13 protein-coding genes are annotated in these 13,338 nt (G+C 55.2%); 10 read left to right on the forward strand and 3 right to left on the reverse strand.

Annotated elements, in window-relative coordinates; all coding sequences use genetic code 11:
* Positions 1–70 precede the first annotated feature (70 nt).
* Both VV869_RS06155 and VV869_RS06160 read left to right on the forward strand, forming a co-directional pair.
* Complete coding sequence (locus VV869_RS06155) at positions 71–496, forward strand: c-type cytochrome (protein ID WP_337734095.1); 426 nt, start codon at positions 71–73, stop codon at positions 494–496.
* Between the two features lie 12 nt (positions 497–508).
* A complete protein-coding gene (locus VV869_RS06160; protein ID WP_337734096.1) occupies positions 509–976 on the forward strand; it encodes a hypothetical protein in 468 nt (155 codons plus the stop codon).
* Between the two features lie 122 nt (positions 977–1,098).
* On the opposite strand, the gene VV869_RS06165 is transcribed toward VV869_RS06160, so the two are convergent.
* Positions 1,099–2,181 (reverse strand): nickel/cobalt efflux transporter, encoded by a 1,083-nt coding sequence (locus tag VV869_RS06165; protein WP_337734097.1) that lies wholly within the window; start codon positions 2,179–2,181, stop codon positions 1,099–1,101.
* Positions 2,182–2,313: 132 nt separating this feature from the next.
* Here VV869_RS06165 and rcnR point away from each other — a divergent pair, with 132 nt between their 5' ends.
* The 8 genes from rcnR to VV869_RS06205 all read left to right on the forward strand — a co-directional run bounded on the left by rcnR (position 2,314) and on the right by VV869_RS06205 (position 9,928).
* Positions 2,314–2,586 (forward strand): Ni(II)/Co(II)-binding transcriptional repressor RcnR, encoded by a 273-nt coding sequence (gene rcnR / locus VV869_RS06170; RefSeq protein ID WP_337734098.1) that lies wholly within the window; start codon positions 2,314–2,316, stop codon positions 2,584–2,586.
* 285 nt (positions 2,587–2,871) lie between these two features.
* Complete coding sequence (locus VV869_RS06175) at positions 2,872–3,210, forward strand: NfeD family protein (protein WP_337734099.1); 339 nt, start codon at positions 2,872–2,874, stop codon at positions 3,208–3,210.
* 57 nt (positions 3,211–3,267) lie between these two features.
* Complete coding sequence (locus VV869_RS06180; protein ID WP_337734101.1) at positions 3,268–3,807, forward strand: c-type cytochrome; 540 nt, start codon at positions 3,268–3,270, stop codon at positions 3,805–3,807.
* A gap of 2 nt (positions 3,808–3,809) precedes the next feature.
* On the forward strand, positions 3,810–6,071 hold the full coding sequence (locus VV869_RS06185; protein ID WP_337734102.1) for a heavy metal translocating P-type ATPase: 2,262 nt from the start codon (positions 3,810–3,812) through the stop codon (positions 6,069–6,071).
* A 10-nt stretch (positions 6,072–6,081) separates the two neighbouring features.
* Entirely contained in the window at positions 6,082–6,450 is a 369-nt protein-coding gene (locus tag VV869_RS06190; RefSeq protein ID WP_337734103.1) for a cupredoxin domain-containing protein, read from the forward strand.
* Positions 6,451–6,705: 255 nt separating this feature from the next.
* Positions 6,706–7,167 (forward strand): hypothetical protein, encoded by a 462-nt coding sequence (locus tag VV869_RS06195; RefSeq protein WP_337734104.1) that lies wholly within the window; start codon positions 6,706–6,708, stop codon positions 7,165–7,167.
* Between the two features lie 237 nt (positions 7,168–7,404).
* Complete coding sequence (locus VV869_RS06200) at positions 7,405–7,707, forward strand: hypothetical protein (RefSeq protein ID WP_337734105.1); 303 nt, start codon at positions 7,405–7,407, stop codon at positions 7,705–7,707.
* 298 nt (positions 7,708–8,005) lie between these two features.
* Entirely contained in the window at positions 8,006–9,928 is a 1,923-nt protein-coding gene (locus tag VV869_RS06205) for an MFS transporter (RefSeq protein ID WP_337734106.1), read from the forward strand.
* 196 nt (positions 9,929–10,124) lie between these two features.
* On the opposite strand, the gene VV869_RS06210 is transcribed toward VV869_RS06205, so the two are convergent.
* Complete coding sequence (locus tag VV869_RS06210) at positions 10,125–12,734, reverse strand: cation-translocating P-type ATPase (RefSeq protein ID WP_337734107.1); 2,610 nt, start codon at positions 12,732–12,734, stop codon at positions 10,125–10,127.
* Complete coding sequence (locus tag VV869_RS06215; protein ID WP_337734108.1) at positions 12,727–13,314, reverse strand: hypothetical protein; 588 nt, start codon at positions 13,312–13,314, stop codon at positions 12,727–12,729. Before VV869_RS06215 ends, VV869_RS06210 begins: the two co-directional genes overlap by 8 nt.
* Positions 13,315–13,338 lie beyond the last annotated feature (24 nt).

A 13,338-nucleotide genomic window follows, 5' to 3' on the forward strand; every position in this document is an offset into this window, starting at 1 on the left:
AATTGCATTTGCAACATTAGCAGTTGCGATTTATATTGTCACCACTTTCATCACCAACAGGACATGAATCATGAAACGGAACCTATGCATCGGATTAATCACCTTAACCCTCAGCAGTCTGGCAATCGCCGACCACCCGGCCGTGGAGCAGCGTCAGGCCCTGTTCGAACAAATCGATGAAGAAACCGAGATGCTGGAAGCATTCGTCGACGAGGAAAACTGGCCAGCCACGGCGGTTTTAGCCCAAAAACTGGAGCAGTACGTCGCGACATTGCAGACCCAATTTCCACCCGCATCAAAAGGTGAAGGCCGAAGCGACGACGACGTGTGGGAACAGTGGGGAGAGTTCTCAGGCAAGCTCACTCAATTAGAAACGAGTTATCAGACCGTTCACCGTGCGGCATCGTCCGGCAACCTGACGCTACTCGCCGAAGCACTCGAAGCAGCCACCTCCTCATGCCGAAGCTGTCACATGTCCTATCGCTCTCTCTGGTAAGGAGATTGACTCATGAAAAAAGCCATTCGTTATCTTCACCGCACAGCGGGAGTTGCTGCTTTCCTGATGATCCTGACTTTTTTCACCAGCACACTGGTGGTGGAACTTTGGGGGGATCAGGCCGGGATCTTGGCCGTAAAAAACGCGATCGCCATGGGGGTTTGGGTATTAGTTCCATTGATGATCGCTGCGGGTGGCACTGGCTTCAAAATGGTCCCCAACGCCCGCAAAGGGCCGTTGGGAAACAAGAAAAAGCGCATGCATTTCATTGCCTTAAACGGCTTGCTTGTCTTGCTGCCGTCGGCGCTGTATCTGGACTATCAGGCCGGGGCCGGCCGCTTTGAGACTCAGTTCTACCTCATCCAGGGCACCGAACTGATTGCAGGATTGATCAACCTCACCCTGATGGGACTCAATATCAGAGACGGGATCCGCCTGACCCGAGCCCATAATGCCTCATCAAACCTTCAGGCGGGCTAGACGCATATTTTCCTGCTGTTGCAACAATGATCCCACCGTGCCACCTCCCTGCGCATCGTGCACTGGCTTTACCAGCTATGTGCCGAGCCGGGGAGCACCCCAACGGGTGAATCACTGTTCTATCAGTACATCAATGCAATATAACCATGCCCTCCCATATACAAGCCGACGGCACTAATTAATACACCAGACAGGTAAGGCGCTCGGCGTGCAAGATCATTGAGACCCCGCCATTTGCTGGTTGCCTGTTGCACCCCGACGGCAGCGACCACCCCGACAGCCACTAAAGTGAGCGCTAAACCAATACTGAACGACACCACCAAGGTTGCGCCCAGGGTCATCGCCTTCAATTGAAGACAAATCAATAACACCGTGACAGCAGCAGGACACGGGATCAGGCCACCGGTTAACCCAAAGAGCAGGATTTGCCCGTTAGTCACATCGCGATTCCCAAAACGTTTTTGGATATCTAAAGCATGCGATCGCTCGTGAGCATCCTGATACTCTGGGTTTACAGCCCGGTCATGGTCATGGTCATGGTCATGAAAGTGAACCGCAAAATCATGAGTATGATCATGATGGCCAATCACCAAGGTCACAGAGAGGTTTTCCGTGTTTTCAATACAGGAAGCAGTCTCCAGATAGCCATCTCGGGCAACAAAATGATACGTGTCCGATGGCTTACCCGAATGTTTTGCGATGGAGAGCTGAACTTCATCGGCTTTCAATGGCTTGCCATTGATCATTTTCAGCTGAAAGCGATGGTGCAAACCCTCTTTAACAATGGAAAGGGACAGGTGTCCATGTCCGGTGTCCACAACTTGCGTTGTCCAGTCATGCGCATGACCGTTAGCTCGATGCCATGCACGTTCACCATGCCACGTTCTCCAGAACATCCAGATCCCTGTCGCCAGGATAATCACCCCAGAGATAAGCTGCATCCAGGGCTCTACCGCTTGGGCGGTAAACTTCTGACTGACATACATGCCGCCCACCGCGATCAACCAAACGATGGCTGTATGGGAAAGTGTCGCCGCTAAACCGAGCATCACCGCCTGCCTGACGGTCCCTTTTACCGCAACAATGAACGCAGCCATCATGGTTTTGGAATGCCCAGGCTCTAAACCGTGCAAAGCCCCTAACAGAATAGCGCTCGGGATGAAAAACCAACCATTTCCCTGCTGTAGTAATGCTACGAAGTCCATTGCCCGCCCTCTTTTTTGTGATTTGTTAAGTGCAAACTATACTCCCCCCCAGTACCTAATACTACCCCCCAGTATCAATACAATGATACATTATCGGCTAGAATCCGTGTTTTCATTACGCAGAGAGATGTCATGTCTCATACCACCCGAGATCAAAAGAAACTCAAGGCTCGTGTCAGCAAAATACAGGGACAGGTGAATGGTCTTAAAAAAATGCTGGAAGTAGAGCATGAGTGCCAGGATGTACTTCAACAAATTGCGGCCATTCGCGGTGCCGTGAATGGGCTCATGCGAGAAGTGATTAAAGGCCATTTGATTGAGCATATTGTGCTCGAAGAAGATCTCGAGAAGCGCGAGGCCGATCTGGACGTGGTGCTCAAAGTTCTGGATTCCTACATCAAATAAATGATCAGCGGCTGCAAGTCCTGAACGCAGCACTGCAACAAGCATGATCCGGGCACAAAGCGATTGCCTGGCCCGGACCGTCCTCAAGCGAGATACGCTACTTCTAACCTACCTGCTACCAGTCACAGCATTGATCCGAATCCCACCTGTGCCAATAAGCCCATAACATGAAAAATTGCTTGTCGCCGACTAAGCTCTCCCTAGGGATCCTCAGGTTATGTGGCTTCGTGTTCTCCCTGAAACGGATCCTACTTTCTACAACATTTCGAAGTAGGCCGATGTGTTATGTGCCACCTGATACTGTTCCTTCCCTTTCTCGCACTGCCGATATTCTGGTGGACGTCATTATCGTTCGCCATCCCGCTTTATGGCTTTATTGTGCTCATTTCTCTGGCCATTTACTGGCTGGCATATCGGGCAATGCACTTACCGGTCCAAACAGGCGCCGAAGCCCTGTATCACCAGGTCGGTAAAGTGATCGGCTGGAAAGACGGCTTTTATCAAATCTCTCTCAACCATGAGTCCTGGAACGCCCTTTCAGATGAAACGCTGCAACCGGGAGAGCGGGTTGAGGTGAGCTCAGTGCACGGGGTTACGCTCAACGTCAAACGTATCTCGGATTGAGTCGCTCATCACCCGTGAGACGGACAGTGTCATCCTTCAGATCAGGAATCGCTGGATATGCCAAGACGATTGACCAAGCAGCAGTTCGGGTGGTTATTGACGACCATCGCTTTAGGTGGCTGTGATGTTTCTTTCAATCACATGTACACCGCGGTCGATAAAAATCGCACCTACCCGACCAATGGCGAGCAAATATATTTCACCGGCAGGAGCCTGTCCGGCAGCCCGATTACTTATCAAGGCGGTCATATGCATGCCCGGATGCATCTCGCCGCTTGTGCGGACTGCCATGGTGTGCAGCAGGAAGGCGGCCAGCGCATGTATCCGATTTTTTGGCTGACGGCGCCCCCGCTTACCCGCGAAGCCTTATTCAGCGCTCACGAGGATGAACACGAGGAGAAAAATGAACATGGTGATCATCAAGCTTATACCCGAGTCAGCCTGAAAAAAGCGATCACTGCGGGGGTCGACCCGTCCGGAGAGCCATTGGATTCAGCGATGCCCCGTTGGCAAATGAGCGAATCGGACCTCGAAGATCTGGTTGATTACCTGGCCGCCGGGACTTTGGATGCAACAGAGCATGCACGGGGGAAATAGCTGTGACTGGTACCGGAAATTCTCATGAACATCCGATAACACAATCATTCATCATCGATGGTGCAAGCTGCGCCAGTTGTGTTCGTACGATTGAACAAGCTTTATTGGCAGTAGATGGTGTAGATGAAGCATCGATGAATTTAGCGCAACGCACCGTGACGGTGACGGGCATAGCTTCACCCGAGGTGTTAATCAAAGCTGTCGAACAAGCGGGATATCACGCCAGTCGGTGCGATGAAACGAGCGATGAGACGGCGCTTGATGAGAAAGAGAAAGCCGATAAGGCTTACTATCAGCGCCTGATGCGTGAAATGACCATCGCCTTATCGCTGGGTATTCCGTTGATGCTTTATAGCATCGCTATCGGGGAGATGAGCGTCACCACCACAGCGGAGCGCATCGTCTGGTTTATTGTTGGCGTACTGACCTTCGCTGTCTTGTATTTCTCGGGCCGGCATTTCTTCGTCGGGGCTTGGCAGTCATTGCTCAATCATAGCGCCAATATGGATACACTCATCGCACTCGGGACCGGGACGGCGTGGCTTTATTCCATGGTGGTGGTGTTTTTCCCGGCTCTCGTTCCGGCCATGGCACGCCATGTCTATTTTGAAGCCTCGGCTATGATCATTGGTCTGATTAATCTGGGCCTGGCCCTGGAAGTCAAAGCACGGGGCCGAACCTCAGAAGCCATTCAGCGATTAATCGGCTTACAGGCCAGAACGGCCCGGGTGATCCGGGACGGTAAAGAAGTCGATATTGCAATTGACCAAGTGCTATCCGGGGATCGCGTCCGGGTTCGGCCCGGTGAAAAAATTCCAGTCGATGGGGAGGTGACGGAAGGCCATACCGCGATTGACGAATCCATGCTGACCGGTGAACCCATGCCGGTTGAAAAGCACCGTGGCGATGAAGTGGTGGCCGGGACGTTGAACAAAAGCGGATCCATCGTTTTTGAAGCCACCCGAGTGGGTAAAGAGACCGCGCTGGCCCGGATTATCAGCATGGTGAAACGGGCGCAAAACTCAAAGCCACCGATTGGCCGCCTCGCTGACGTGATTTCCGCTTACTTTGTCCCCGTGGTGATGATCATTGCGATTCTCAGCGCCCTGATGTGGCTGAACTTTGGCCCCGCCCCGACAGTCGCGTTTGCAATGGTCTCAGCAACGTCGGTATTAATTATTGCCTGCCCTTGTGCGCTGGGGTTAGCAACGCCTATGTCAGTCATGGTGGGTGTCGGTAAGGCTGCCGAAGCCGGGGTCCTGATCCGAAATGGTGAAGCATTGCAGGCATCATCGAAAATTACCACCATGATCCTCGATAAAACCGGCACGATCACCTTGGGGGCCCCGCAAGTGACCCGCATCCACCGGGTGGGAGCCACCGACGATAACGAAGTCTTACAGCTGGCAGCCGGCCTGGAGGCCGGCTCAGAGCATCCACTGGCCCTGGCCATTGTTGAGTCTGCCAAAAAGCAGGCGGTGGTGCTTGAGCAAGCCGACAAGTTTCAGGCGATAGCCGGGCATGGCGTTGAAGGTATCGTGCGTGGACACGCCCTATTGCTGGGGAATGAGAAGTTGATGCGGGATCAATCGATTGAAATCGAACCCCATATCGACATCGCACAGGCGATGGCCGAAGAAGCGCAGACACCGATGTACCTAGCCGTGGATGGTCAGCTGGCTGCGATCATTGCCGTCGCAGATCCTATCAAAGACGATGCCATCAGCGCGATTCAGCGATTACAAAAGCAGGGGATTCGTGTGGTCATGCTCACGGGAGATAACCGTGCGACAGCCAAAGCTGTCGCGGACAAGGTGGGGATCCGGGAATTTTTTGCTGAAGTCCTGCCCGAGGACAAATCAGATAAGGTCGCGGAGCTGCAAAGCAAAGGAGAAATAGTCGGTATGACCGGTGACGGCATCAACGATGCCCCAGCTTTAGCTCTGGCCAATGTCGGCTTTGCGATTGGTACGGGCACCGATGTCGCCATTGAAAGTGCCGATATTACTTTGATGCGAGGCTCCTTACACGGACTGGCGGATGCCATCGCCGTGAGCAAAGCGACGTTACGCAACATCAAGCAAAACCTCTTTGGAGCGTTTATCTACAACCTGGCCGGTGTGCCGTTTGCTGCCGGACTGTTTTATCCGTTGTTCGGGGTCCTGTTAAGCCCCGTGATCGCCGGGGCTGCCATGGCATTTTCATCGCTGACGGTGGTCAGCAATGCCAACCGGTTACGGCTATTCAAAGCGCAAGAGCATTAAAGAGGGGCTTATGATCATCATCAACCTGCTGGGGCTGCTGCTCATCGGCTTCATTGTCTGGTGGTTCTGGTTGTATCAACCACAAGAAGTGACAGCTGACGAAGGCGTGATCACGATCATCGTTGAAAACGGCACCTATCAGCCCTCACGCATTCGCTTACAGGCAGGTGAGCCCGCAACATTACGCTTTCTCCGCAAAGATGCATCGCCCTGCGCTGCCATGGTGGTCTTTGCTGATTTTGACATCAGCGAAGAATTACCAATCAATCAAGCCAAAGATGTCTACATTCCCCCAAAAGAGCCAGGTGAATATCACTTCACCTGCCAGATGCAAATGTATCGCGGGACATTAGTGGTCACGGCCCAGAATCAGCAGTGACTACACAAGCTTACGGCATGGCGGCTGATCTCTGAATCAAGCCGTCAACCCCATATCTCACGCTCCCAAGTCACCCAACCAACGGTGCAGACGTGCCAAACCTGAGTCACATACAAAACGAATTAACCACTATCCTTGTAAGGGATTATCACCCGTTGGCAGATCCGATAAACATCCGGTATCTGCCATAGGGCGCTGAACCGAGCTCAACCTGACACACATCCATTGATTGCTGAAAATAAAAGGAGGCTAAGGATGAGAACGCACATCATGATCGTCCCACTGGTGGCGCTACTGAGTTCAATGGCTACCCATGACGCCGCCGCCCAGCAAGGCATGACCTGGCATGGCAGCGGTGGTTGGGGGCATCACTCTCCTTACGGGATGATGTATGACAACCAGACCCTGGAGGAAATCAGCGGCGAAGTAGTGTCCGTGGATAAGATCCCAATGATGCATCAGATGCATGAAGGCGCTCACCTGGTCGTCAAAACCAATCAGGAAACCATTTCCGTACATCTGGGGCCGGCGTGGTACCTTGAAAGACAGGATGTGAACATCATGCCCGGCGATAAAGTGAGCATTAAAGGGTCCCGGATCACCTTTGACGATGCGCCGGCACTGATTGCCTCCGAAATTCGCAAGGGAAACAAGGTCTTAGTGCTCCGGGATGCCGACGGTTATCCGGTCTGGAGCGGCTGGAGAAAACAGCAGTAAAACATCACCGGGAACGCGGGGGGACGGTTGCCAGAAGAGTCCAGACCCATTTGCACACTGCGAAGCGCACCCCGGTGGGGGCACATCTCGCATGGCACCGACGGCCCATCCCGCGATTTCGGGCTTGAGACAGCAGAATTTGCGCTCAGTCAACCAACCATGATTTAGACTGGCAGTGACATTGAGCGACACTATAATTTGAATATTTATTCTCATCACACGGAAGGGAAAGGGACCATGTTCGCCAAACGCCGCGCCTATATCCTCGCCAACAAAACACATCCGAAAGCACAGGTTACCGTCAATCCCACCGGAACCCTTCACATCGATGTCAAAGATGAGAAGAAAGCACTGGATGGCGATTTTGAAGATTTATCCTTTCAAAAAGATGGCAAAATCACCATCCTGTTTTGCCAGAAACACGGCCAACAGAAACAGCACTGCTGGCGCGTAGAGCTCTCGGGTGAAGATGCGAAAGACCTCGTCCGGCTGATTCATGAAGCCGAGGATGAATTTGAGATCCTGATGCGCGATCTGTGATCCGGTGAAACCGAGGGCAAACATCTACATCATTTGCATAAAAAGACAATCACACATCCAGATGGCTTTGCCGCAACAGCACAGCGAACAGATATCCAACGCAGGAGCGGCGAGTGAAACCATCGACACTCATCAAACCGATATCAACTTGCTTGATAGCGCATCCACCATCGGTTTGTTGTTACGTGACAATGATCTCCGTCTCTCATTGCAACAGCGTTCCTGAGTCAGTCCACCCCACTGAACGACCAGTTCCCCCTATCTTTGTTCAACAAGCAACGATACACGACACGGGTTTATGCTTAAAAACAATCAGGGCGTGATCACCACGTATTCACCGGATTCGGGAGGCACCATCGTGTCCATTATCGCGACATTGCAACCGCTGATACTCCTGTTTGTCAGCTCTTTGATCCTCATGATGGGACATGGGCTGAGTGGTATTTTGCTGCCGGTTCGGCTCGCAACCGACAATATCAGCCTGCCGGTCTCCGGTTTTATCCTGTCCATGTACTCCTTCGGATTCCTGCTCGGAGCCAATATTGCCAAGCGTATCCTAAACCAGATCGGCCAGGTCCGGACGTTTGCCATGTGCGGTAGCCTGACAGCCACTGCGATTCTGCTGATGGGATTGCGTGATGACATCTTCATCTGGGCATCCATGCGTGGCCTGATGGGGTTCTGCATTGCCTGCGCCTGCGTCACCCTCGACTCCTGGTTCGGCAGTGTCTCAAACGAGCAAAACCGGGGACGGATTCTGGGGATCAACCAGTTAGTTATCTTGACAGCGCTCACCCTGGGCCAGTTTGCCCTGCTCATCGCGCCGCCAAGCGGAAGCACCCTGTTTGTCCTGTGCGGCATCCTGTTTAGTTTATCAATTACCCCGTTGGTCTTTGTTTCTCATTACGAGCCGAGTATCGAGCAGACGCCCCTGCTCCCGCTGCGACAACTGTTTGCCCTGTCTCCTCAGGGCGTCGTCACCGGCTTTCTATGCGGCATGCTCTATTCGGCCATGGTCAACTTACTGCCCCTGTATGCGGGCAGTGAACACATCACCGGGCTCAGGCTGTCCTTGTTCATGGGTGCCGCGATGGTGGGCGGCATTGTGCTTCAACTGCCCATCGGCTACTTGTCTGACCGCTTCGAGCGCAAAAAAGTCATTCTGGGCTGCTGTCTGCTCCTGTCCCTGACCACCCTGGCTTTGCCGGCCACCGTCGCGGCAGGGCTTTTTGATGCTGCGTTGCTCTGTAGTGCCATCACCATGGGGATCATCGCCTGCTTGTACCCGCTCAGTATCTCAGAAGCCTTCGACCAGGCCCGGCAAGAGCAGCTGGTTCCGGTACTGGCCGGCTTGCTCAGTGTGTATGCCACCGGCGCGATGATCGCGCCCTATAGCGCGACCGTCGTGATGCAGCACCAGGGAGAAGTGGCGGTATTCGGGTTCATGCTGGCCGTCGAACTACTGCTGATTGCCTTTACCCTGTACCGCATGAAGGTCGCAGCCCCCATCACGGTGGAAGCACAGGAAACCTTTGTGATGCATAACCCCAACACCATCCATGAAGAGCTGGATCCGCGAACGGCATACCGGGAAACATCCGAAGACTTCGAACAAGCCATGAATGAACTCGAGCGACTGGCCGCCGAACATCCGAATAATGCGATTGCCTTTATCCGCGCGATGTCGGCCGCCCGGCCGGACTGGGCGGCTACGCTGACTGAAAAAGCCGCTCAGTTCCCGGAAGTCGATACTGTGCTGCTGTTTCGGGCGCTGACGATGCTCAACTCAGAGCTGGCGGTTGATATTGCCAACCGCCTGGCCCAGGGGACTCCGGAACAGGTTGAAGCGCTGGTCACCTGGTTACTCGACAAGGAGCCGGAAAACGCCTTAACCCTGCTGGCCAACATTGCCTTCGTCGCGCAAGCACAGCAGGCCAGTGTTGTGGACACCCTGGCCCAAACCAACCCGGAACAAATACAGGCGTTTAGCCAGGAATATGTCGACGCCATGGCTGAAAATGTCGCCAGTCTGCGAGCCCCGGACCGGGAGAAAATCAATATTGAACACTGCGTGACCGGGCTGCTGGATTCGGTAACCGCCGCTGCGCCCGAGCAGCTCAAACAGGTCGAAGCAATCGTCGATGAGCATATGAGCGAATTAGAAGAAGAAAAAGAACCGCCGGAGCACCCACCGAACACCGATGAATCCTTGCAAAAGTAATGGTTGGGTATGAAGAACTGGGATCTGGGCGAAGAGGTAAATCACCGCTGGTTGCAGAGCGATACCGCAAGGCGCATGACGATCGTCATGAGGAATACCTGAGTCTAAGAGACGTCGCCGAAGTGACCGGCGACAGCCGAACGCAGGTGTGCCGGATATTGGCGAAGGGGGGGTGAGATGAGGGTTCCCCCTTTCTTCATCGCCGTTCTGCATGTTGACGCTTCAGATATTTCTCAAACTCGACTGCCCAGAGTACCAGCGAAGACAAGGCCAGGCAGATCAGCAGATCAAACAAAGGTAACGGCTGGGTATGGAAGATTGGGTTCAGGGCGGGGAAATAAATCACCGCCAGTTGCAAGGCCAGGCCCAGCAGGACGGCGCCCAACATTGGCTTGTTGCTGGTGATGCCGATGGTGAACAGGGAATCTGTTTCGGCACGTACAGCAAGGGAGTGAAACAGTTGAGAGATGGTCAGTACGGTAAAGACCACGGTCTGCCAGTAATCTCGATGATTGTGGATGGCCCAGGCCTGAGAGGCGAGCGAGAGTGCACCGACAAACAGCCCGACCCAGATGATATGCTGCCACATGCCGTGGGCAAAAATATTCTCATTCGGGGGGCGCGGCGGGCGTAGCATGATGCCACGCTCAGCCGGCTCGGCGGTAAATGCCAGCCCTGGTAAACCATCGGTGACCAGGTTAATCCACAGAATATGGATGGGTAGGAGCGGGATCGGCAGGCCGAAAAAAGGCGCCAGAAACAAGGTCCAGATTTCCCCGGAGTTCGAACTCATGGTGTCTTTCACGAACTTGCGGATATTATCAAAGATACGGCGCCCGGCCCGTACTGCCCGGACAATTGTGGCAAAGTTGTCATCCAGCAGCACAATATCCGCTGCTTCTCGCGCCACATCGGTCCCTTTCTTCCCCATCGCGACCCCAATCCCGGCACGCTTCAGGGCCGGGGCATCGTTGACACCGTCGCCGGTCATCGCCACAAACTCACCATGTGCTTGCAGGGCTTTAACAATGCGTAGCTTTTGCGCCGGACTGACCCGGGCGTAAACCCTGTACTCGGTGATCCGGGCGGCAAAGGTGGGTTCATCCATCGCGGCGAGTATTTCTCCGGTCATAATGCTGCCCTGGTGATCGATAAATCCAAGTCGTCTGGCAATGGCTGCGGCGGTTCCCGGATGATCGCCGGTGATCATGACCGGTGTGATCCCCGCGGTTCGACACTCGGCGACGGCCTGAGCGGCTTCCGGGCGCGGCGGATCAATCAGGGCAACCAGACCGACAAAGGTGAGCTGTTGCTCCAGTTCTGCATTGAGCTCGGGTGGCGGGCGCTGAAACATCCGGCAGGCCAAGGCCAGTACCCGGTATCCCTGCCGGGCAAGATCATCTGCTGCGGTGAGGATTGCCTGGGTATCACAAGGGGTGGTGCCAGAATCTCCCAGCGCATCCCGGCACCGGGGCAGGAGGATCTCCGGCGCGCCTTTGGTAAAGGCGATTGCGCCGTCGTCATGGCTGTGAAGCGTGGTCATTCGCTTGCGATCGCTGTCAAACGGGAGCACGCCGATGCGGGGAAAATCAGCGCTCAGAGACGCCTTGTCAAACCCGGCGGCCTGAGCGGCATCGAACAGGGCCAACTCAGTCGGCTCGCCGATCGGTTGGGTGCCATTGAACTCAACGTCGTTACTCAGGGCCAGACCTTGCCCGAGTGTCCGCCAGGGCTGCATTTCCGCAGACAAGCACTGGCGCTGCTCCCCTGCGGCAACGAAGTGCTCTGCATGCATTCGGTTTTCGGTCAGGGTGCCGGTTTTATCACTGCAGATGTAGGTTACCGATCCCAGGGTTTCGACCGAAGGCAGATTACGGGCCAGTGCATGGTGGCGGATCAGATTACGCGCGCCCAGTGCGAGGGCGATGGTGACCACAGCCGGTAATGCCTCGGGAATGGCGGCGACAGCCAGGCTGACGGCGGTCAGAAACATCAGTAACAGCGGCTGCCCCTGCAACAGACCGGCCGCAAAAACAATGACACAGATAACCAGTACCGCCAGGGCCAGATACCGGCCGAAACGGGTTAAGCGAACTTGTAGCGGCGTCTGGGCGCGAGTCTCACTGCCCAGCAGATCAGCGATCTGGCCGATCTCGGTTGCCAGGCCTGTGGCAATCACCACGCCCTGCCCCTGGCCGCGGGTGATCAGCGCGCCTTTGAAAACACAGTTGCTGCGATCGCCCGGCGAGAGTTCCGCTTCACCAAGGGCCTCGGATTGTTTCTCGACGGGCTGGGACTCACCGGTCAGCGCAGACTCGTCCGCCTGGAGTTGCGTCGTGGTGAGCAGGCGCAGGTCGGCTGGTACCCGGTTGCCGGCTTCCAGCTGAACAATGTCTCCCGGCACCAATGTGGTTGCCGGGAGAAGCTGGCGGCGACCGTCGCGCAGCGCCAGAGCCTCCGGCGCAGACATTTGTTTGAGCGCGGCCAGGGCGCGCTCGGCCCGGAATTCCTGCATGGTGCCAATCACAGCGTTAAACAGCACGATCACCAGAATGGCGAGGGTGTCTCGCGGCTCACCGATCAGACCAGAGACCAGTGCCGCTGCCAACAGGACGCCGATCATGAAGTCGGCAAATTGGGCCAGAAACATCCCCCAGAGTGAGCGCCGGCGCGCTTCCGGCAACGCATTGGGGCCATGGGTTGCCAGTCGTTGCCGGGCTTCGGCCGAACTCAACCCTTGGGATGTCGTCGAGAGTTGCTTCAGGGCCTCGTTGGCGGTCAGGGTATGCCAGCAGGGGTCACCCATCTCCCCCTCCGACAAACCAGAAAATCAACCCGGCGGTCGCCACGGCGAGCAGCAGCGTCTGGATCCCACTGCGCAACCAGGACACGCCGGCAATATGCCCCAGGTAGACTCCGAGCAGAAAAACAAGGAGCAGTGCGATCCCGGCTGCGCTGGTCAGCGGCGGCAGGGGAAGGGGCAAGCCAGCATCTGCCAACCAGAGCGGGAACAGGATCAGCAGGGACATCAGGACGGGAGCGGCACCGTTGACCAGGGCCGTGAACAGGGGCACCCAGCGTGCGGCGCGGCCGTGGGCACTGTCAGACAGATCGGCGATCATGGCTCCCTCAAGTTGTTTGAGCGCACGTTTGCGCTCCGCAGACTCACTCACGTAGGCACTGCTAATCCCACTCATTCCGAGGGCGATGGCCGCGCCCAGACAAACACCGATCACCACTGAGAGCTGGGTGGGCGGGCTGACCATAAACCCGATGAGCAACCCGAGCATCGTCAGGGCGCCATCAAAGCCGTTGACCACAAAATAGCGCCGCAAAATGTCCTGGGAGTGGGTAATACGCAGCAGAAAGACAGGATGGAACCACATCGCTAAGGTGTATCGGCCAGAATT

The sequence above is a fragment of the Photobacterium sp. MCCC 1A19761 genome (assembly GCF_037389125.1).
Taxonomy (GTDB): domain Bacteria; phylum Pseudomonadota; class Gammaproteobacteria; order Enterobacterales; family Vibrionaceae; genus Photobacterium.

Coding starts and splice junctions, on each gene's coding strand:
- VV869_RS06155 (WP_337734095.1), top strand. CDS start 71: ATGAAACGGAACCTATGCATCGGATTAATCACCTTAACCCTCAGCAGT.
- VV869_RS06160 (WP_337734096.1), top strand. CDS start 509: ATGAAAAAAGCCATTCGTTATCTTCACCGCACAGCGGGAGTTGCTGCT.
- VV869_RS06165 (WP_337734097.1), bottom strand. CDS start 2,181: ATGGACTTCGTAGCATTACTACAGCAGGGAAATGGTTGGTTTTTCATC.
- rcnR (WP_337734098.1), top strand. CDS start 2,314: ATGTCTCATACCACCCGAGATCAAAAGAAACTCAAGGCTCGTGTCAGC.
- VV869_RS06175 (WP_337734099.1), top strand. CDS start 2,872: ATGTGCCACCTGATACTGTTCCTTCCCTTTCTCGCACTGCCGATATTC.
- VV869_RS06180 (WP_337734101.1), top strand. CDS start 3,268: ATGCCAAGACGATTGACCAAGCAGCAGTTCGGGTGGTTATTGACGACC.
- VV869_RS06190 (WP_337734103.1), top strand. CDS start 6,082: ATGATCATCATCAACCTGCTGGGGCTGCTGCTCATCGGCTTCATTGTC.
- VV869_RS06195 (WP_337734104.1), top strand. CDS start 6,706: ATGAGAACGCACATCATGATCGTCCCACTGGTGGCGCTACTGAGTTCA.
- VV869_RS06200 (WP_337734105.1), top strand. CDS start 7,405: ATGTTCGCCAAACGCCGCGCCTATATCCTCGCCAACAAAACACATCCG.
- VV869_RS06205 (WP_337734106.1), top strand. CDS start 8,006: ATGCTTAAAAACAATCAGGGCGTGATCACCACGTATTCACCGGATTCG.
- VV869_RS06210 (WP_337734107.1), bottom strand. CDS start 12,734: ATGGGTGACCCCTGCTGGCATACCCTGACCGCCAACGAGGCCCTGAAG.
- VV869_RS06215 (WP_337734108.1), bottom strand. CDS start 13,314: ATGTGGTTCCATCCTGTCTTTCTGCTGCGTATTACCCACTCCCAGGAC.